We start from the raw sequence: 18,439 nt of genomic DNA, 5'->3' as shown, positions 1-18,439 counted from the left end.
TGTGCTGCCCTTTAGGTGTTAGGGGGGAGTGCGGTGAAGAGTTTCCGCGTAACGCAACAATCACGTTCGATCCGGCCATCCGAATGCCGTTTTCACCGCAGATCGAACGAGATTGTTGCGAAAACATAATCGCCGGCGCACCATAATCGAGTCGCCGGCGCACCACGGCCTTCGCCTACTGCTGCTCCACCCAGCGCCAGGTGAAGATGCGCGCCTCCCCCTCCGGGTCGTCCAGGTTGGCGCTTTCGCGGTCGATCTGGATGAGAAGGTAGGACTCCGTTAGCTGCTCGACCAACCCGCCGCCCCATTCGGCCACGACCACCGCGTCCTCCAGCTCGGTATCGAGATCCAGAGCGTCCAGCTCGCCCAGCGGATCGCCGGAGCCGGCGCCAAAATCGTCCAACAGGCGGTAAGCATCCACGTGCACTAGGCTGGGTCCGCCCACTGTGGATCGATGCTCTCGGGCGATGACGAACGTCGGCGAGGTCACGCGCCCCTTGACCCGCATCCCCTCGGCCAGCCCCTGGGTGAACGTGGTTTTCCCAGCCCCCAGCGGGCCGTCAAGGATTACCACGTCTCCGGCCTCGAGCGCCGAGCCCAACTCCGCGCCGAAAGCCCGGGTATCCGCCGCGGTCGCCAACTCGCGGGTTCCTTCCTCCGGGAAACTATCCTTCAAGGTCTACTCCTCCCTCGTAGGTGCGCACGGTGCGACCGGTCGGACGGGAAACGATTTCGTAGTTAATGGTGCCGGCGGCGTCGGCGAGCTGGGTGGCGCTCATGCCGCCCTCACCGAAGAGGATCGCCTCATCCCCTGCGGCCACGCCGAATGGATTCTCCCCGAGATCGATCATGATTTGATCCATGCATACGCGCCCTACCTGCGGGTATAGCTTTCCCCCGACGCCGACCTGCAGCGCCCCCTGGAAGGAGCGCGGCAAGCCATCGGCGTATCCGCATGGGATGGTGGCCAGGTAGCCTGGTTTGTCCGCGGTCCACGTCAGGGAGTAGCAGGTGGCATCGCCGGGTTCCACGCGCTTGATATTGATGACGGTTGCGGCCCACGTCATTGCGGGCTTCAAGCCGTGCTCAAGGCCCTCGACCGGTTCTAGGCCGTAGCACGCCACGCCGGGGCGCACCTGGTCAAAGTGCAGGTCCGGGCGCTCCAGCGTAGCGGGCGAGGCGGCCAGGTGATTTACGGGGCATTCGAGCCCCAGCTCGCGCGCCAGCTCAATGGCGCGCCGGAAGTTGTCTGCCTGGGTGTCATTGAACCGGTCCGAGGGCGTATCGGCGCAAGCCAGGTGGCTCATAAGTCCCGTGACCTCAATGTGGCCCGCATCGCGCAGCAGCGTGAAAGTTTCCTCCCACGCGTCCTCATCCACGCCGGAACGGTGCATTCCCGTCTCGACTTTAATGCACGCCTTAGCCGGAACCCCGGCCTCCACCAACGCGCGCGCATGGGCCGGGGAAGGAACACCAATCTCTACCCCGCTGGCCAGAGCGTCCGTTAGGTCCTGGTCCGGAGACCACATCCACGCGACGATGGGAACATCCACACCAAGCGCGCGGAGATAGACCGCCTCGCTCAGTGTGGCGACGCCGAGCAGATCGGCTCCGGCTTTCACCATCACCGGGGCCACGCGGTCCACGCCATGGCCATAGGCATCGGCTTTGACCACGCACATCAGGCGCGCCTGGCCCGCCACTTCTTTAAGCAGGCGGACGTTATGTGCGATGGCGTCGAGGTCAATACGGGTACGAAGCAAAGGCATGGTCACCATTGTGCCACCCATCTGCGGCAAATAAGGAAAGCCCCTAGCCCTCCCGCCACTAGGCGGACCAGGACGGCCCCGCCCGAGCGGAGCGGAAGGCTAGGGACCAGACTCCGGCCCGGGGCCGGGTATTCTATTCCACGGTGACGGACTTGGCCAGGTTACGCGGCTGGTCCACGTCGTATCCCTTGGCGGTGGCTACCGCGCAGGCAAAGATCTGCAGCGGCACGGTAGCCACCAGAGGCTGGAGGAGGGTCGGCGCCTGCGGGACGCGGATGACGTGGTTTGCGAACTGCTCCACGGCTTCATCGCCCTCTTCGGCAATCACGATGGTAATTGCACCACGTGCTCGGATCTCCTGGATGTTGGAGACAACCTTGGAATGCAGGACATCCCGACCGCGGGGCGAAGGAACAATCACGAATACCGGCTGACCGTCCTCAACCAACGCGATAGGGCCATGCTTGAGCTCTCCCGCGGCAAAGCCCTCAGCATGCAGGTACGCAATTTCCTTGAGCTTGAGCGCACCCTCCATGGCTACCGGGTAGCCAACGTGGCGCCCCAGGAACAGGACGGACTTTGAGTCCTTCATCTCCTGCCCCAGCTTCTTAACTTGTTCTTCGCCATCGATGACCTGCTGGATCTTGTCCGGCATGGCCCCCAGCTCATCGATGATGAGATGGATTTCATCGGCATACATGTTGCCGCGCAGCTGCGCCAAGTACAGGCCCAGAAGGTAGGACGCGGTAATTTGCGCCAGGAACGCTTTGGTGGATGCCACGGAAATCTCCGGGCCCGCGTGCGTGTAAAGGTTCGCATCCGCCTCGCGAGGAATGGAAGAACCCTGAGTGTTGCAGATAGCCACTACCTTGGCGCCCTGCTCGCGCGCGTGGCGCACGGCCATCAACGTGTCCATAGTCTCTCCGGACTGGGATAGCGCCACGACCAGGGTCTTCTCATTGACAATTGGGTCGCGGTAGCGGAACTCGTGCGCCAACTCGACCTCGGTCGGGATGCGGCACCAATGCTCAATCGCGTAGCGCGCAACCTGGCCCGCATATGCCGCGGTGCCGCACGCGATGACAATGATCTTGTCCACGGCACGAAGAACGGACTCATCAATGTTGACCTCGTCTAAGGTCAGCTTTCCGGACTCATCGAAACGCCCCAGCAGCGTATCGCGCACCGCGGCGGGCTGATCGTGGATCTCCTTGTCCATGAAGGACTCAAAGCCGTCCTTTTTCGCAGACGCCGCATCCCACTCGATATGGAAGGCCTTGCCCTGGGCGGGATTGCCCTGATAGTCGGTGATGGAGACCTCATCAGCGGTAATGGTCACCACCTGGTCGTTGGCAATCTCCATAGCCTCCTTGGTGTAATCAATGAAACCGGAGACGTCAGAGCCCAGGAAGTTCTCCCCCTCGCCAAGGCCAATGACAAGCGGCGAATCGCGGCGGGCAGCCACGATTCGGTCAGCCTGGTCCGCGTGGATCGCTAGAAGGGTAAATGCCCCCTCAAACTTCTGGCAGGCCAACTGCATGGCGCGAGTCAGGTCGCCTTCAGCCTCATTGTCGAATACATCGGCCAGGACGGTGGCCGCGACCTCGGTGTCAGTTTCAGAAACAAAGGTATAGCCCTTGTCCTGCATAGCCTTGCGCAATTCGGTGAAGTTCTCAATGATGCCGTTATGGACCACGGCCAGCTTCCCACCCGCAACCACATGCGGGTGCGCGTTGGAGTCAGTTGGTCCGCCGTGGGTTGCCCAACGGGTATGCCCGATGCCCAGGACCGAATCCTTCAGCGGGCGTTGGGCTATTTCCCCCTCTAGAGCGGCAACCTTGCCGGCCTTCTTACGCCAACCAATCTCACCATCGGCGTACATTGCAACACCGGCGGAATCATAACCGCGGTACTCCAAGCGACGAAGGCCCTCAATGACAACATCAAGGGCATAATATTTACGGTCAGCCGAAGCATGGGCTACATAACCAACAATTCCACACATAGCCCCTGATCCTACAGCATTTGTTGTTATAACTAGTTGCCCCGTCGAGGTGCCGTTAGGCATTTTTCACCCCATAATCCGTGGAGCAACGGGCGCAAGACATCACTTTTGCTCTATCCTTGAAGGCGTGTCTGCGAATTTGAAGAAGCATCTAGCAACCCTGTCCAAGCGTGGCCCCCACCGCGTACTCGTTGGTGACCTGTCCTACGCCGGTCTCAACGGCCGCGTCTACACCCCAGCGGAAGGAAAATCGCTTCCCGCCGTGGCCTTTGGCCATGACTGGGCCAAGGACATTAAGCATTACCACGCGACCCTGCGCCACCTGGCGTCCTGGGGCATCGTAGTCGTGGCCCCCAATACGGAAACGGGACTTAGCCCCAACCACCGCAATCTGGCGGCCGATATGGAGACCGCCCTGCAAATTGCCTCGACCGTGAAGCTGGGCAACGGTAATATCTCGGTTTCGCCCGGCAAGCTGGGGATGATTGGCCACGGCATGGGTGGCGGCACCGCGGTGCTGGCCTCCGTTAATAATGACAAGGTCTCCGCCGTTGCGGCTATTTATCCTGCCGTTACCAGCCCTAAGGCCACCTCCGCGGCCCGCCAGCTGGACAAGCCTGGCCTGGTCATTGGCTCCGAAACCGGAGAGATTTTCAGCGCCGGCAACCCGGCTCGCTTGGCTTACAACTGGAAGGGCGATGTGGCGTATCGCGAAATTGAACGCGGTTCCCAGGGCGGATTCTCCGAGGACAAGCTCTTTAAGCTGGCCTTCGGCGGCGAGATGTTCCAGGGCCGCGCGACCGAGACCGCCCGTGGCCTGGTCACCGGCTTCCTTCTGCACCAACTCGCCGGCGAAAAGAAGTATTCCGGTTTCTCTGAGCCGGATGCCACCGGCAAGGGCTTCGATTCGCTTACTGGCGAGAAGCTGTCTGATAAGGCTGGCGTCCGCCGCGACGAGGACTAGCCCCTCCGCAGCACAGATTTCACTTGCCCCGTCGTGCGCCTGCGCGGCGGGGTTTGGCGATCCTCGGCTTCGCGTGCTTTGCCCGAAGCCCCCATGGCCCCACCTCCCGACGCCTCTTTAGCCGCCTGTTGGGCGGCCTTTTCCACTTCGTCCTGGGCCTTGCCGAGGGTCTTTTCGAACTCCACCAGGCGGGCCGCCGTGCGCTCGCGGAATCCGCGTGCAAACTCGTCAAAATCCATTACCACTGCCCTGCCTTTCGTGCGCGTTCCCATGATTGCTGAACTGAACTTTGCGTAGTGACTGAACTCTGCGCCTGCGTCGAGCTAGTCAACTCTGTGCTGGGGGAGGCCGGCGGCGGAGCGGGTTGTGGAGCAGGCTCTGGCTCGAGCTGTGGCCCCGGCGCGGGGATCTGCTTCTTCGGCGGCGGGGCTGGCTCCTCGACTTGGCTTAGCTCCGGGGGCGGTTCGATAACGGAGTCATCGGTTTCCACGCAGTCTTTTACCGGAACCGCTTCCGGTTCCGCAGGAGGGGCGGGTTCTGGTTCAGGCTTGGGCTCGGGTCTAGGCGCAGGCTCCGGCGCCGGTTCGGGCTCCGGTGCGCAATCCGGCTCGGTAAGGCCTACGCAACCAGCCACTGCGTAAGCCGCAACGCCCAAGCCAACCGCCGCCACACCCGCGCCCACGGCGCCCAAGGTGCCCAGGCAGGAAGACGCCGCGGAATTAATGGCCTTTTGAGCATCCGCAACCACGTCATGCGCCCCGGCGATTGCGTTGTTTATCGCTCCGTTGACCGCGCCGTTAATGGCACCGGTGATGGAACCATTGACGTTAGCCTCAATGGATTTGTTTAGGGAAGCATGGGTGCGCTGGGCGCACTCCTGGAAGTCAACCACGGCCTGGGTAACGCGCCGTGCACACTCCGGCGCGTCCGCCACCGGTAGGGTCGCCGGATTCGGCTCCGGACACACGCCAGGCGAAGGAACGGGCGCCGGCGCCTGCTCCCGGGCGGGTTTGTCCGGATTTCCGGCCGGCTCGGCCGGCGGCAGGGTGCATTCGAAAGGATCCGTCTTGGTGTTAGCCCCCGGCTCCGCGTCAGGCTGTGGATTCGGCTCGCCCTCGGGCGTTGGCCGCTCCGGTGCGGGGGCATTGTCTGGGCACTCACACGGCGGATTATTGCTCAGCATCTCATCGCAGCGGCGCTCCATCTCCGCGTAGCATTCGTCGATGTGGGTATCGCGGTCGCGGCACTGCCTGCTGAGCACGCCCATGGTGTTATCGATGAGTCCAGCGGCAATGGGAATGATAAGGGCGGCCAAGCGCCCCGCCGGGGTGCGCTTAATTACTGCCGTGAGGATCTGGATCACCGGCGTGACCGCGCCAATGACCTCTGACATGAAAGAGTCGGAAGTATCCACGATGCTATCAATCGCGCGTGCGCAACCTTCGACGCCCTTGGCGATGGAGTCGGCGTCGGACCGCTCCTGCGAAAAAGAGTCCAGCTGCTTGCTGACCAAGGAGGCAATGGTGCCTCCCGCGACGCCGCCAAGAGTATCGATAATCAAATCGCGCAGGAATGACCCCGCCGAGCCCTGGACACTGTAATCAATAGAGGAACCCCCGCGACTGGTCACCGCCGCCTGAGTGGCATCGACCAGCGCGGCGGTATTGAGGCCATCGACGGTGCCGATAGCCTCACGGAGCATGGTAATCGGCATGGACGGGCCCCGATACGCCCCCATCGCGGCCAGTTGAAAATCGCCGACTGCGGAGCTGAAATCATTCAGCAGGCTTGCTGCAGCTGTCTTCATCGGGCACCATCCCCGGGACGGTGGCGCGAAAGTGCATCCGAGTTTTGCGTATCCATGCTCTCAATTGCGTCTAACTCGCGCTGGGCGGCTAGCGCCGTGGAATCCATTACGGCGCCACGCTGCCCGGAACGCTCATGCAACTGAGCCATCAAGTGGGCCAGGCGCTGACCGTGTCCCACAAATCCCCGCCCCGCGGCTGCTGGATTAAAGTCCGGAGCCTGTGCGGCGTGTTCCTGCGCAAAGCGCGCCACATGTTCCCGCAGCCTCCCCGCACTAGCCGTTGCCCGCGCGTAATCAACTTGCATTTCGGCCATTGGAGTCCCCCCTTTTACTCTTGGTCACTGACTTTAGGCTCTTAAGGTCTAAAGTCCGTCACCATTATTGGACTCGAGTTGCGGCCAAACGGTTCCCAGCAAAATAAAAAAGTTGCCCGGCATCAAACCGCGGCAACTTCTTTACAACCGTGAACGCAGGTTAGGCGCTAGCCACAACGGCGGCTAGGCGACCCGCTACCCTGCGGGCCTGCTCCCCATCGGCGGCCTCGACCATGACGCGGAAGAGCTCCTCCGTTCCGGAAGGGCGAAGCAGCACGCGTCCGGTATCAGCAAGCTCGGCCTCCGCCTCGGCTATGGCGGCCTTGACCTCGGGGTTCGACATGATGGAGGACTTATCCACCACTGGTACGTTGATCAACGTCTGCGGCAGGACGGTCATCACGGACGCCAGTTCTTTCAACGTTTTACCGGTCTTAGCCATGCGCGCCATGATGTTCAGGCCGGACAGCGTGCCGTCACCAGTGGTGCAATCATCGGGCAGGACAATATGGCCGGACTGTTCGCCGCCCAGTGAGTAATCCCCCTTAGCCAGCTCTTCGAGCACATAACGATCCCCCACATTAGCCTCGAGAACCGTAATGCCATGCTCTTTCATGGCCAGCTTCAAGCCCAGGTTGGACATGACCGTGGCCACCAGGGTGTTGTGGCGGAGATCGGACTCCTGCTTCATTGCCACGGCTAACAAAGCCATAATCTGATCGCCATCTACCACATTGCCCTCAGCGTCGACGGCCAGGCAGCGGTCCGCGTCGCCGTCATGCGCGAGTCCCAGGTCAGCCCCGTGTTCCACCACCGCCGCTTGGATCTGATCGATATGGGTGGAACCACAGTTCTCATTAATATTAAAGGCGTTTGGCTTGTTATGAATCGCAACGACCTCAGCCCCGGCGGCCTCGTACGCCATCGGCGCGACCTTGGAAGCCGCACCGTTCGCGGTATCCACCACCACCTTAATGCCCGACAAGTCAGTGGTAACCGCTTCGGCAAGGTGCTGAAGGTAACGGGAACGGCCGGTAGAAGCCTCGGAAATGATACGGCCGATCTTGGTGCCGGTCGGGCCATCCTCCTTCAGGTTTTCCATGGCCTCCTGAATCTGATCCTCAAGGGCATCCGGAAGCTTCTTTCCGCCGGCGGAGAAGAACTTGATGCCATTGTCCGGCATCGGATTGTGGGAGGCGGAAATCATGACGCCCAGATCGGCGCCGTAATCATCGGTCAGAAAGGCGATGGCCGGGGTTGGCAGCACACCGACGCGCACCACGTCAACGCCACGGGATGCCAGGCCCGAGGCAATGGCGGCGTCCAGCATTTCTCCGGAGACGCGGGGATCGCGGCCGATGACAGCGGTTGGGCGCAACTCATAGGACTCACGATTAGCAGTGAGTACCTCCGCAGCGGCCTGGCCGAGCTTCAAGGCCAGGGCCGGAGTCAGCTTTTTGTTCGCAAGCCCGCGAACGCCATCAGTTCCAAATAGTCGAGTCATGGATCCAATTATGCATGTTTCGCCAAAAATCTTGGATTCCAACGGTCAACGACAAGCCGAAATGTGATCTAGCGGCGGAAGTCTCATCGCTTCCTCTCACCGATGATTATGCTCGCCTCTGTGCTCGCCTCTGTGCGCCCCGTAGCGGTGGGTTACCCGGCCAGCTTATGCGGCCACATGAAGTCAACCGCAAATGGCGAACGCCGCCTCTCCCCGAAGGGAAAAGCGGCGAACAAAAGTACGTGAGCGAAGATTAACGCTTGGAGTACTGAGGGGCACGACGTGCCTTGTGGAGACCGGCCTTCTTACGCTCAACTGCACGAGCATCACGAGTCAGCAGGCCAGCCTTCTTCAGGGCTGCGCGGTCAGCTGGGTTGTAGATGTTCAGTGCGCGGGCGATAGCCAGACGCAGCGCGCCGGACTGACCGGTTGGGCCGCCACCGGAAACGGAAACCTTGATGTCAAACTGGCCTTCACGCTCGAGAAGGGTCAGTGGCAGCAAGATGTCCTGCTGGTGCAGCTTGTTAGGGAAGTAGGTGTCCAGGGAACGACCATTAACGGTGATCTCGCCGGAACCTGGAACCATGCGTACGCGAGCGATTGCGCGCTTACGGCGACCAACGGTCTGGATTGGTCCCTCATGGGTAGCTGCTGGCGCAGCTGCCTCGGACTCCTCGGAAGCCGGTGCTACGGAATCACCGATGGTGTTGGTGAATTCTTCAGTAGCAGCGGTAGCTGCGGCGATGTCAGCAGCGTCAGCAACGTTGTTATCGATGTTGTTTTCAGCCATTACTGTGCCACCTGCTTAAACTCGAAGGTCTCCGGCTTCTGGCCGGCGTATGGGTGCTCCTCGCCAACGAAGACGTGCAGCTTCTTAGCGGAAGAACGGGACAGCTTGTTGTGCGGCATCATGCCGGTAACTGCTTCTTCGATTACGCGAACTGGGTTGGTGTCCAGGGACTGACCAAGGGTCATGGACTTCAGGCCGCCCGGGTAACCGGAGTGGCGGTAGCGCATCTCACGCTCGCGCTTGTTGGAAGAAACGTGAATCTTATCAGCGTTGATAACGATGACGTGGTCACCGCAGTCAACGTTTGGTGCGAACTGTGGCTTGTGCTTACCGCGCAGCAGGTCTGCGACGGTGGAAGCAAGCTTGCCCAGTACCACGTCAGTTGCGTCGATGACGTACCAGTTACGGGTGACGTCACCGCTCTTTGGGTGGAAAGTAGACAAAATGACTCCTTGAAAGTCTGTCTTAGGAACTGCCAGCCAACGCCATGCGCCTTAACACCCGTAGTACAGCGGCCGGTGGAGACCTGCATACGGTGCCTCTCGCACAAGGTCCTGCCGAATGCTAGGCAGGAGCGCTTAGGCGGAGTGAACACACAGATTGCCTACTCTACACGCCCTGGCCTGCGCAATCAAAACGCGGTGGAGCGCCTGCCGTAGTGGTCACGCAGATAAATCCCGTGCCCGCTACGGTGGCGCTCCCGCTCCCCCGATCGGCCCAAGGAACCTGGGTGTCTTATCCCCCGAACCCATTCGCGTTCCTTGAGCCCGTATAGCGCCGCTTCCTTTTACTCCAAGGTAGGCGCCATGGCGGCGCATACCTCCCCCGAGTTCCCCCTCATTCCCCCGAATGAGACTTAAAAGAAAGCGGCAAGTTTTAAGGTGTGTGTGGAGTCAGCCTTAAGGCCAACAATGTTCCCGTCTTAGTGATTCGCGCTTATTAGCCAACGCTGGTGCTGGGCGCGGCTAGCCCCAGCTGTTCATGGCCTGGGTATTGATGCGGCTCATTGCGCTATTGCTGTCACTGAGCGTGGTGGAGATGGTTGCAAGAACGGTGTTGAGTTCCGCAGCCGCGTTATCCCACTTCTGCTGCGCGGCGATGTATGCGGTGGCGCTGTCACCTTCCCACGTGGCCGTCATAGGTTGAATATCACCCTTGAGATCTTGCAGCAGGCCGTTAATGCGACCGGAGGTGGATTTGATATCTCCTGCCGCGCCCTCAATGGCGGCAAAGTTGTATTTGATTCTGCTCATTGTTCTTCCCCTTTTGTATTGGTTTAAATCACGCGGATTTAACGCGAGTGGTTTACAGCGACAGGCCGCCGCCGGTGCGCTTAAAGGCTTCCTCGTTGTCTACTTCAACGCCCTCGAAGCCCTTGGCGTTGGAGCGAATGTTTTCACTGATTGCGGCGAGCGCCTCGCGGAGTTGCGTGGCGGAGGTGTTGTAACGCTGCATCAGGTCATCGAAGGAAACCTGTGCGCGGCCTTCCCAGTCGGCGCGCAGGCCGTCTACTACGCCGCCTAGCCGGGTTAGTTCCGCCTGTACCTCATCATTGACTGCATCCACCTTGCCGGCAGTGCCGACCATTACGTCAGCTTCGGTTCTAAACTGAGACATAAATTGTCTCCCCCTCCTGATTTAGATTTTTAAAAATGGTGTGGGTAGGAAGTACTGGGCGATACCGCCTTTTCTTCTCACTTATATTGGACTGGAGTTGCGGCCAAACGGTTCCCGGGGATTTTAAAAAAAGTTCTAAATGACTTTCTCCATACTCTCGACCGCCATGCGGCAAGCCGCCCTGTGGGCCCGAGTCGGGGTTTGGCGGGAATGGCAGCCCACGGACATTTGGTGGCCTTCATGGACCCACGTGGTCCATGTGACCTGGGATTCATCTCCGGGTTTTTCCACGTAGGTCAGTTGGCCGTCTTCATCGGCGCCGCCGTTTTCGGGCAATTCGAGCGTTGGATCCATGGCGATTTCATCGCGTAATTCGGCAAAAAGCGCTTCGGCGGGGACGGAATAGAGCGGGTCTGCGGCCAGTAGGACCCTCAAGTCGGGGTCCTGGCCGGTGGCGGTGACCACCCCGTCCTCCTCACCGGCTTTAAAGCCACGGGGCAGTTTTGCACGCAGCCCGCCGGCTTCCACCCAGGCTCCGGTGTCCGCTTCCGTTGAGGTGGCACGGGATTGAGGACTCTGGGTGGGACTCGGCGGTGGTCCGGGCATCTCAGCCACTGCCTGGGGCGTTTCCTCATCTTGGGCGCTGACACGTTCGGAATCGTCAGCACCACGGCTGAATACCCCCGCGGCCCACAAGGACACGCCGATCAGGGTTACTACCACTACGCCTATTAATGCATGGAATGGTTCAAAGCGGCGGTCCTTGGTCTCCTTGTCCACGATGCGTACGGCGGGCGGGGCTTCGTTCCCATTATTGAATTGCTGGCGGGCATCGATTGCATCCCCCTCCGGCGGGGATTGTTCATCTATGGGCAGGAATTCGTCGGTGAGAGGGTGCGTGTCGGGCCCCGGGGGTTGGTACCCCTCGAGCTGTCCGGTGCTAAGAACCGTAGCCCCCTCAAGCCGAAGATGCCGCATGAGCAGTACCAAAGCCTTGCGCGTGATGTCCGTGCCGGACGGGTCAGCGACTAACCCCACCGTGCATTCAGGCCAAGCCCCTGCAGCGAGCTCCTTGATTTGCTCAACCACCCCTTCGAGCGCGGAGCCCTCCGCGATGGCGGCACCAGTAAGGTCATAGCGGAAAGCCGTCTCAGTGCCTTCGAATACGGTGGCCCCGTCCATGACGGTGACCGTAACGGTAGCCTGCATGGTTTACTCCCCCGCGCCTTCATTGCTAGCGGAGCGCGCCACACGGGCGAGCCCCTGGCTTTCGCCTCGCACTACATAGGTACCGCGCCCCGGCGGCTGGTGGGTTGGGCGAATACCAAAGATGGTCCCCTCATCCTTTTCAGCATCTAGCAGCAGCGCAGCGGGCTGCGAGTCGCGCAGGGCCGCCATGAAACCGCCGTACATGGCGCGGGCGATGCCTCCAGACTTGCGCGTGGCCACCACGTGCATGCCCACGTCCCGGGCGTGCGGAATAAGCTCCACCAGCGGACCTAGATGCATATCGCTGACCAGATCCAGATCGTCAATAAGGATGTAGATTTCCGGGCCTTCCCACCATGATCGGGCCTTAAGTTCAGCCGGTGACACCTCCGGTCCGGGCAGCCTCCCCCGAAGCGTGGCGGCTGCATCCTGAAGGGCCTTTTCCGTGCCGGCGGCGGTGGCGGAATAGGCGGCCACCATCTCCTCTGGGAAACGGGCCAGGTGCGAGCGGCGGTGATCGATGACCACCATGCGCGCATCCGCACGCGGTAAATCTGAGATGGCGGCACCAACCGTGGCCAGGAATTCCGACTTTCCCGAACCCGATGAACCCACGCACACGAAATGGGAATGGGCGGCGCTATCCCATGTAACCGGCTCTAGGTTGCGCCCGCCGATACCCCAGGCCAGCCCCGCCCGTTCCAGACCAGCGGATAGCGCAGCGAGTTCATCGCGATTTATGTGTTCGGGCAACGTGCGCAGGGCGGGAACAGGCTGATGCTCAGCATAAAACTGGGCGAGGTAAGCCACGTCCTGATTGGAGCTGTTAGCAATGAGCATGAACTGGGCCTCGGGAGTTAGGCCACGGCCAGGTTTTGCCGGCAGTTGGGCCTGGGCCTTACGGTCCACCAGGGAATCCATGGCTTCACCCAAGCGCAGCTCCAAGCGGTGCGTTACTAAATCCCTAATTGATGGGCGCATGGTGGTCCAACGCGGGGTGGTGATAATGAGGTGAACCCGGGCGGATGGGCCATCCGCGGCCAGCTTGGTAATGGGCTCAGCCAGGTCTTCGAACTCGGAGGAACCAGTGCCAATGTGGTGCCAGCCGTCGATGACAAGGAACGTGTGGCGTTCTTGTGGGGTTTCCGCGAAGCTCATAACCTCATCTACAATGCGGCGGACCTTATCCGGTTCAGTACGGTTGGCCACGCCAGCCACGTGCGGCAGCATCCCCATCCCGCTGAGCTGCCCACCACCGGCATCGATGATGTAAAAGCGGACCTTGTCTGGGGAATTCAGCGCGGCAATGGACGCGACCATAGTGCGCACCGCCGTGGACTTGCCGGATTGGGGACCGCCACAGATAACCGCGTGTCCACCGCTGGCCCCCAGGTCGACAAACAGGGGGTCTTGACGCTGGTGGAACGGGCGATCAATTAGTCCCAGTGGGACGGCCAAACGGACCGGCTCGTTCGCTTCGTTGCCCAGGGTGAGATGGGAATCGGCGATGATGGCCGGCAGCTCCACCGCATCCGGCAGTGGAGGCAGCCAAATCTGGTGTGCCCGCTGGTCCCTTGTCTTAGCCTCCGCACGGGCGGCCTCAACCACGGCCGCAAACAAGGTGGTGGATTTGTCAATAACCACGTCTGCGCTCGCAGCAACCGGGGCATCGTCTTTCCACTGCGTAAAGGGCTGCACGGCAAGCTCGCGACCCGCACCAGTGGCGCTGGTGGCCGGGCGTTCCAACGGTCCGGAGACGTACGCGGCCTGGAACCGGCGGATATCTTCCGCGTCCGTTTTCAAATAGCCCGCGCCTGGCTGGCTGGGCAGATGATAAGCATCAGTCACACCGAGGACCTGACGGGACTCACCTGCGGAAAAGGTCTTTAAGCCAATCCGGTAAGACAGGTGCGAATCCAGCCCGCGCAGGCGGCCTTCCTCCAGGCGCTGGGATGCCAGGAGCAAATGCACATGTAGGGAACGCCCCAAGCGGCCTACCGCTACGAAAAGGTCGGCAAAGTCTGGATGCTGGGCTAGCAATTCCGAAAACTCGTCCACCACGATGACCAGCGCCGGCAGCGGTGCGAGGTCATCACGCACGGCACGGGCCGCGCTGTATTCGGTGACGTTTGCAAAATTCCCGGCCTTACGCAGGACTTCCTGGCGGCGGGTCAGCTCGCCGGAGATTGCATCAAACATGCGAGCCACCAGTGTGGATTCCTCCTCCAGGTTGGTAATCACAGCGGAGGTGTGCGGCAGCACGTCGCAGCCCAGGAAGGTCGCGCCGCCCTTGAAGTCGACGAGGACAAAGTTGAGCTCTTCCGGGCTGTGGGTCGCGGCAAGGCCTACCACTATCTCGCGCAGGATCTCACTCTTGCCCGAACCCGTAGCGCCCACGGCAAGCCCGTGCGGCCCCATGCCGCCCTGGGCGGCTTCCTTGAGATCTAGGATGACGGGCTGGCCCTGTGGGTCGATTCCCAGTGGCACGCTAAGCCGCTGGCTCCCGGCGCGTCCCGGCCATAGTTTATCCCCACTGAGCTGGTCTATATCCTCCACTCCCAGCAGGGATAGCAGGTCCCCCTTGCTGCGGGAGGCTGCAGTGGACCCGCGCGGGCGGGTGCAGCGGGCCAATCGGCGGGCCAGCGCCTGCGCCGCGCCCAACGTAAGCCCGTCCGGCCGGGCTAGGGGTTCTTCACCGTCGGCGGTGACCGCGTTAAGGGTATCGCCCACGGTAAACGTCATGCCCTCCATTTCCGCCCTCATGCCCAATTCCGTATTCGCAACGGTTCCCACATCGATGATGGTTGTCAGCTCGGGATCTTCAATGAAGTCCTCGACGCCGCTGGTGGGAACGTTGTTGACAATCAACACGCAATAGGAGGCCCGGCGCGGATTGCGTGCGTGGGGTAGCCACTTGAGCCATTCCCATCCCTCGCCGTTGTCTGCGCCCTCGATTTCTATTCCCACCGTCTCCGGACCATGCGCCACCACCAGCTGGGCTACTAGCGCCCGTGCGAGTGACTGCGCGTTCTTTCCGGAAAACCCAATGAAGCGGAATGCCCGAAGCTGCAGAGCTACGGGAACCTCCGGCACCGAATCCACGGCGTTGACTAAGTGACGCAGGCTCACCGCGCACACGGGGTCAAGATCCTCCGTTGCTCCCGGGTCCGGCACGGCGATGGGCGTGCACAGGGCGGTCTCACCCACACCAAGACGCACCTCCAGCGCGTCAGCGTCCGCGGCGTCACGCTCCCACAGGCGCGAGGTACCTACCAAGTCGATGAGCCCATCCGGGTTGGGATGACGATGAAACTCATGGGCGCGTTGGGCCCTGGCATTCTCTAACGCCTCCTCCCGCACCGCCTTGAGGTGGCGCAGGTACGTGCGCCGCGTCTCATCCGGGTCTTGGCCCTGGCCCTGCGGGTTGAACATCATAAAGACGCTGGCCAGCATCATCAGCGGAAACATGAGCAGCATGGGCGAAACAGAGCGGCCGTCACCGCCTCCCATGACCATCAGCGCCACCATGCCCACCACCGCGGCTATCATGATTATCGGCATAAGCAGGCGCACGAGTGGCACCGGTTGTTTCCGTAATGCGTCAGGCACCGGCTCCGCCTGGATCTCCCCCACGGGCAAGTCTGGGGTTGGTTCGCGACCCTCCGGCCCCACGGGTTCCACAACAACACTGGTCATAGTCTTGTCCCTCCGAATTGCGCGCCTTGCTGTTCTCCCCCGGGTGTGGCCCCCTGCCACAAGGAATTTCCCCCAAGCGGTAGACACGCGTGCTTTTAGTAAGCCACAATGAAGTCCGTCAGGGCAAGGGGTTGCCCGGAATTGATTACACACTCGGGGGTTTACCGTGGCTGTATCTCAGCGCATTAATGTCACTTTTCGTTGCCATGTGGGCTCTTTCGCGACCGACGCCGACCTGGCCCTACCCTCCCGCTCCACGCTGGATGAGGTGATGGATGAGGTCTTAAGGATTATTGGGGCTCCGCCACTAACGCGCCCGTGGGCCATTACCACCGCGGCGGGCACGCCGCTTGGGCGTAGCCTTCCGCTTGAGGAGGTGGTTAGCCATGGTGAGCTCATCTACCTCAGCCCGGCCGAGGATCCTGTTCCACCGGTGATTAAGGATTCCGCTGAGGCGCTGGCGGCGACCGCTGGGTCCGGTGGCGCCCCCGGCGCGGCATGGGCGTGGTCCCTAGCGGCACTATCTGCCTTAGCCCTGCTTGCGTCCGCGTATGTTCCGGTGGCGGCCGCTATCGCGGTGGCCGCCGCCTTAGGGTTCGCCCTGGCGTTATGGGTGCGTCCCTCCCCGGCGGTGGCGGGATGGATCATTGCTATGGCGGCCGCGGCCGGCTGGACGGGTATTTCCAACTGGTCAGCCTCCTCGGGATCCACCGGCGGGCTGCTCATCCACGATGTGCTTGAGTTTCTGCTGCCACCCACGGTGGTTGAGGCGGCTCTGGGCGGGGCCATAGCGTGCGCCTGCGCCGGGTTAGCCTTGGCGATTACGCATGCCACTGGGCTCGTGGGGCCGCGCACCGCGGCGGCGACGTTAACGGCCATCACCATCACCGTGGCCGCGGTTGGTGGGTTGTTTATGCCAGGGCCTGAAGACGGTCCGGCGCCGCTAGTCTCTGCCGCGGCGGCCGCGCTCATTACGGGTCTCATTCTGGTCGCCATCGCGCCGGGGCTTACAACCCGAGCGGCCGGTCTAAGTGTTCCGCGCCTGCCCACGGCGGGCCAATCCCTTGATATTTCCGATGCCCTACCCACTCGCGTGGACCTACGGGCCCTGCGCGCGCAGGCCCTTTATGATGGCCTGGCATTCGGCCTGGCCGCAGCCCTCATTCCGGCATGGGCGGTGCTGGCGCTGGCTGGCAGTGGGCTAACCGCCGTCTGGGATGGCCCCTTTGGCTTAAGCGCCACCACAACCGGCTTTGCCCAGGGGCTAAGCCTGGCCTACGCCGGCGCCATGGTCCTGCACGCCGCCCGCCACGCCAGCAGGTTCGCCTCATGGGCGCTGAGTCTCATAGGGCTCGCCGCGGTAGTATCCGCCGCCGTAGCCGCCTGGCTGTCCCGCGGCGAATGGTCCACCACGACCGGTCACATCATCTGGTTTGTCATCGCCGCCCTGGCTTTGGTTGCCGGGGCCACCGCCCCACTGTGGGCGCCACGGATTCCGCACCTTGAACCCACCACAATCGTGTGGTTCGAACGCGCCGAATCCCTAACCATCGCCGCCTCCCTACCGCTGGCCGCACACCTTTTGGGGTTGTTCATGCTGATTAGGGGGCTGGGATAATGCGCAGGCGCAGCGCTACGGGCGTCGCCGCAACGCTCCTCGTGTTAGCCGGGATTATCGGGGCGCCATGCAGCTATGCGCAACAACCATCCACCCCGTGCGCGGAGCCCGTATCAAATTCTTCCGTTCCGCATACCACCGCCGCCCAGTCTGAATACCGGGAACGGCTGCATGCCCACGCCACAGGTGCGGGGGTCCGCGTGGCCATCATCGACACCGGCATCGCCCGCCACGCGGAGCTCCCGCGGCTCGAAGCGGGCGCGGACCTTGTGGCACCCGATGAACCCAACCCACTGTTTGACTGCGATCTCCATGGAACCGCAGTGGCCGGAATCATTGGCTCCCAGGCAACCGGAATCGCCCCCGGCGCCACGTTGATTAGTATCCGCCAATCCTCCTCCCACTACCGCACCAGTGAGGATGGAGACGCCCCCGCTGGCACGGGCAGCCTACGCTCCCTGGTCGATGCCATTAACATCGCCCTAGATAAGGACGCGGACGTCATCAATATCTCGCTCGTCTCCTGCCTCCCGCCGGAAGCCGCGCTCCGCCTCGATCCAGGCCCATTGGATGAGGCGCTCAGGCGCGCCGAAAGCCAGGGAACGCTCATAGTCGCCGCCTCCGGCAACACATCCACCGGGTGCCAAGCCGGCCACGTGGTCTTCCCCGCACACTCACCCACCGTGCTCGCCGTGGAGGCCCTAGACCACAGCCACGCCACCGCGGACTATTCCATCCCCGTCCCACCGGAAGCCACCATCCCTCCGCTTAGCGCGCCTGGCTCCGTGCCACTGGTACTCAATCCTTCAGGCCATGGCTGGATTAAGGCGGCCGAGCGCGCGGGCCAGGAAGTAGGCTTCCAGGGCACTTCCTTTGCCGCCCCAGTGGTCAGCGGCACCGCGGCCTTGCTTAAGGAGCGTTATCCGGACTCCAACGCTGGCGAGCTTCGGGATATAATCACCGCAGCCGCAGACCCATCCCTTGGCGCCGTAGATCCGCTGAGCACGCTCACCCACGTCATGCCCGCGGGAGATATACCGCCGCGCGCCAAGACCGTGACCCCGGCCCCAACCCCCACGCCCCAGGCGGTGCGGACCAGCGTGCACGCCGGGGTTGGCCTCGCCGCGGCCGCGCTCCTGGGGCTCG

General features: G+C 62.1%; 15 protein-coding genes and 1 pseudogene. 3 read left to right on the top strand and 13 right to left on the bottom strand.

The window, feature by feature from the left end:
- Positions 1-175: 175 nt before the first annotated feature.
- The 3 genes from tsaE to glmS all read right to left on the bottom strand — a co-directional run bounded on the left by tsaE (position 176) and on the right by glmS (position 3,774).
- Positions 176-676 carry a tRNA (adenosine(37)-N6)-threonylcarbamoyltransferase complex ATPase subunit type 1 TsaE gene (tsaE, locus tag CENDO_RS02180; RefSeq protein WP_136140576.1) on the bottom strand — a complete coding sequence of 167 codons (501 nt, stop codon included), beginning with the start codon at positions 674-676 and terminating at the stop codon, positions 176-178.
- The gene (gene alr / locus CENDO_RS02175; protein WP_136140575.1) at positions 666-1,769 is read right to left on the bottom strand and encodes an alanine racemase; all 1,104 of its coding nucleotides are present in this window, start codon (positions 1,767-1,769) and stop codon (positions 666-668) included. Before alr ends, tsaE begins: the two co-directional genes overlap by 11 nt.
- Positions 1,770-1,902: 133 nt before the next feature.
- Positions 1,903-3,774, bottom strand: a complete 1,872-nt coding sequence (glmS, locus tag CENDO_RS02170) for a glutamine--fructose-6-phosphate transaminase (isomerizing) (RefSeq protein ID WP_136140574.1) — start codon at positions 3,772-3,774, stop codon at positions 1,903-1,905.
- 127 nt (positions 3,775-3,901) lie between these two features.
- Here glmS and CENDO_RS02165 point away from each other — a divergent pair, with 127 nt between their 5' ends.
- A complete protein-coding gene (locus tag CENDO_RS02165; protein ID WP_136140573.1) occupies positions 3,902-4,738 on the top strand; it encodes a dienelactone hydrolase family protein in 837 nt (278 codons plus the stop codon).
- On the opposite strand, the gene CENDO_RS02160 is transcribed toward CENDO_RS02165, so the two are convergent.
- The 10 genes from CENDO_RS02160 to eccCa form a co-directional block, all read right to left on the bottom strand.
- A complete protein-coding gene (locus CENDO_RS02160; RefSeq protein ID WP_136140572.1) occupies positions 4,735-4,977 on the bottom strand; it encodes a hypothetical protein in 243 nt (80 codons plus the stop codon). The genes CENDO_RS02165 and CENDO_RS02160 overlap by 4 nt on opposite strands.
- The gene (locus tag CENDO_RS02155; RefSeq protein WP_136140571.1) at positions 4,977-6,545 is read right to left on the bottom strand and encodes a hypothetical protein; all 1,569 of its coding nucleotides are present in this window, start codon (positions 6,543-6,545) and stop codon (positions 4,977-4,979) included. Before CENDO_RS02155 ends, CENDO_RS02160 begins: the two co-directional genes overlap by 1 nt.
- Positions 6,542-6,859, bottom strand: coding sequence for a hypothetical protein (locus CENDO_RS02150; RefSeq protein ID WP_136140570.1), 318 nt, complete (start codon positions 6,857-6,859; stop codon positions 6,542-6,544). The genes CENDO_RS02155 and CENDO_RS02150 overlap by 4 nt, the downstream gene beginning before the upstream one ends.
- Before the next feature lie 160 nt (positions 6,860-7,019).
- Positions 7,020-8,363, bottom strand: coding sequence for a phosphoglucosamine mutase (glmM, locus tag CENDO_RS02145; RefSeq protein WP_136140569.1), 1,344 nt, complete (start codon positions 8,361-8,363; stop codon positions 7,020-7,022).
- Positions 8,364-8,616: 253 nt separating this feature from the next.
- Complete coding sequence (gene rpsI, locus CENDO_RS02140) at positions 8,617-9,153, bottom strand: 30S ribosomal protein S9 (protein ID WP_136140568.1); 537 nt, start codon at positions 9,151-9,153, stop codon at positions 8,617-8,619.
- The gene (rplM, locus tag CENDO_RS02135) at positions 9,153-9,596 is read right to left on the bottom strand and encodes a 50S ribosomal protein L13 (protein ID WP_136140567.1); all 444 of its coding nucleotides are present in this window, start codon (positions 9,594-9,596) and stop codon (positions 9,153-9,155) included. The genes rpsI and rplM overlap by 1 nt, the downstream gene beginning before the upstream one ends.
- A 522-nt stretch (positions 9,597-10,118) precedes the next feature.
- Positions 10,119-10,406 carry a WXG100 family type VII secretion target gene (locus tag CENDO_RS02130; RefSeq protein ID WP_136140566.1) on the bottom strand — a complete coding sequence of 96 codons (288 nt, stop codon included), beginning with the start codon at positions 10,404-10,406 and terminating at the stop codon, positions 10,119-10,121.
- Between the two features lie 52 nt (positions 10,407-10,458).
- Positions 10,459-10,770, bottom strand: a complete 312-nt coding sequence (locus tag CENDO_RS02125) for a WXG100 family type VII secretion target (protein ID WP_136140565.1) — start codon at positions 10,768-10,770, stop codon at positions 10,459-10,461.
- 135 nt (positions 10,771-10,905) lie between these two features.
- A complete protein-coding gene (locus CENDO_RS02120; RefSeq protein ID WP_136140564.1) occupies positions 10,906-11,979 on the bottom strand; it encodes a type VII secretion-associated protein in 1,074 nt (357 codons plus the stop codon).
- Between the two features lie 3 nt (positions 11,980-11,982).
- Complete coding sequence (eccCa, locus tag CENDO_RS02115) at positions 11,983-15,675, bottom strand: type VII secretion protein EccCa (RefSeq protein ID WP_136140563.1); 3,693 nt, start codon at positions 15,673-15,675, stop codon at positions 11,983-11,985.
- Positions 15,676-15,883: 208 nt separating this feature from the next.
- Here eccCa and eccD point away from each other — a divergent pair, with 208 nt between their 5' ends.
- Both eccD and CENDO_RS11250 read left to right on the top strand, forming a co-directional pair.
- Complete coding sequence (gene eccD / locus CENDO_RS02110) at positions 15,884-17,293, top strand: type VII secretion integral membrane protein EccD (RefSeq protein ID WP_168707156.1); 1,410 nt, start codon at positions 15,884-15,886, stop codon at positions 17,291-17,293.
- Positions 17,293-18,255 (top strand): annotated as a pseudogene (locus tag CENDO_RS11250) (S8 family serine peptidase); the annotation flags it as partial. The gene eccD and the pseudogene CENDO_RS11250, both read left to right, overlap by 1 nt.
- Positions 18,256-18,439: the final 184 nt, after the last annotated feature.

The organism is Corynebacterium endometrii, from assembly GCF_004795735.1.
Classification (GTDB): domain Bacteria; phylum Actinomycetota; class Actinomycetes; order Mycobacteriales; family Mycobacteriaceae; genus Corynebacterium; species Corynebacterium endometrii.
Note: the sequence above shows the minus strand (reverse complement) of the source record. Positions and strands in the feature narration are given on the sequence as shown.

Excerpts from the sequence above, each read along its gene's own strand:
- alr (WP_136140575.1), bottom strand. The coding sequence starts at position 1,769 with ATGCCTTTGCTTCGTACCCGTATTGACCTCGACGCCATCGCACATAAC.
- glmS (WP_136140574.1), bottom strand. The coding sequence starts at position 3,774 with ATGTGTGGAATTGTTGGTTATGTAGCCCATGCTTCGGCTGACCGTAAA.
- CENDO_RS02160 (WP_136140572.1), bottom strand. The coding sequence starts at position 4,977 with ATGGATTTTGACGAGTTTGCACGCGGATTCCGCGAGCGCACGGCGGCC.
- CENDO_RS02155 (WP_136140571.1), bottom strand. The coding sequence starts at position 6,545 with ATGAAGACAGCTGCAGCAAGCCTGCTGAATGATTTCAGCTCCGCAGTC.
- CENDO_RS02150 (WP_136140570.1), bottom strand. The coding sequence starts at position 6,859 with ATGGCCGAAATGCAAGTTGATTACGCGCGGGCAACGGCTAGTGCGGGG.
- glmM (WP_136140569.1), bottom strand. The coding sequence starts at position 8,363 with ATGACTCGACTATTTGGAACTGATGGCGTTCGCGGGCTTGCGAACAAA.
- rpsI (WP_136140568.1), bottom strand. The coding sequence starts at position 9,153 with ATGGCTGAAAACAACATCGATAACAACGTTGCTGACGCTGCTGACATC.
- CENDO_RS02130 (WP_136140566.1), bottom strand. The coding sequence starts at position 10,406 with ATGAGCAGAATCAAATACAACTTTGCCGCCATTGAGGGCGCGGCAGGA.
- CENDO_RS02125 (WP_136140565.1), bottom strand. The coding sequence starts at position 10,770 with ATGTCTCAGTTTAGAACCGAAGCTGACGTAATGGTCGGCACTGCCGGC.
- CENDO_RS02120 (WP_136140564.1), bottom strand. The coding sequence starts at position 11,979 with ATGCAGGCTACCGTTACGGTCACCGTCATGGACGGGGCCACCGTATTC.
- eccCa (WP_136140563.1), bottom strand. The coding sequence starts at position 15,675 with ATGACCAGTGTTGTTGTGGAACCCGTGGGGCCGGAGGGTCGCGAACCA.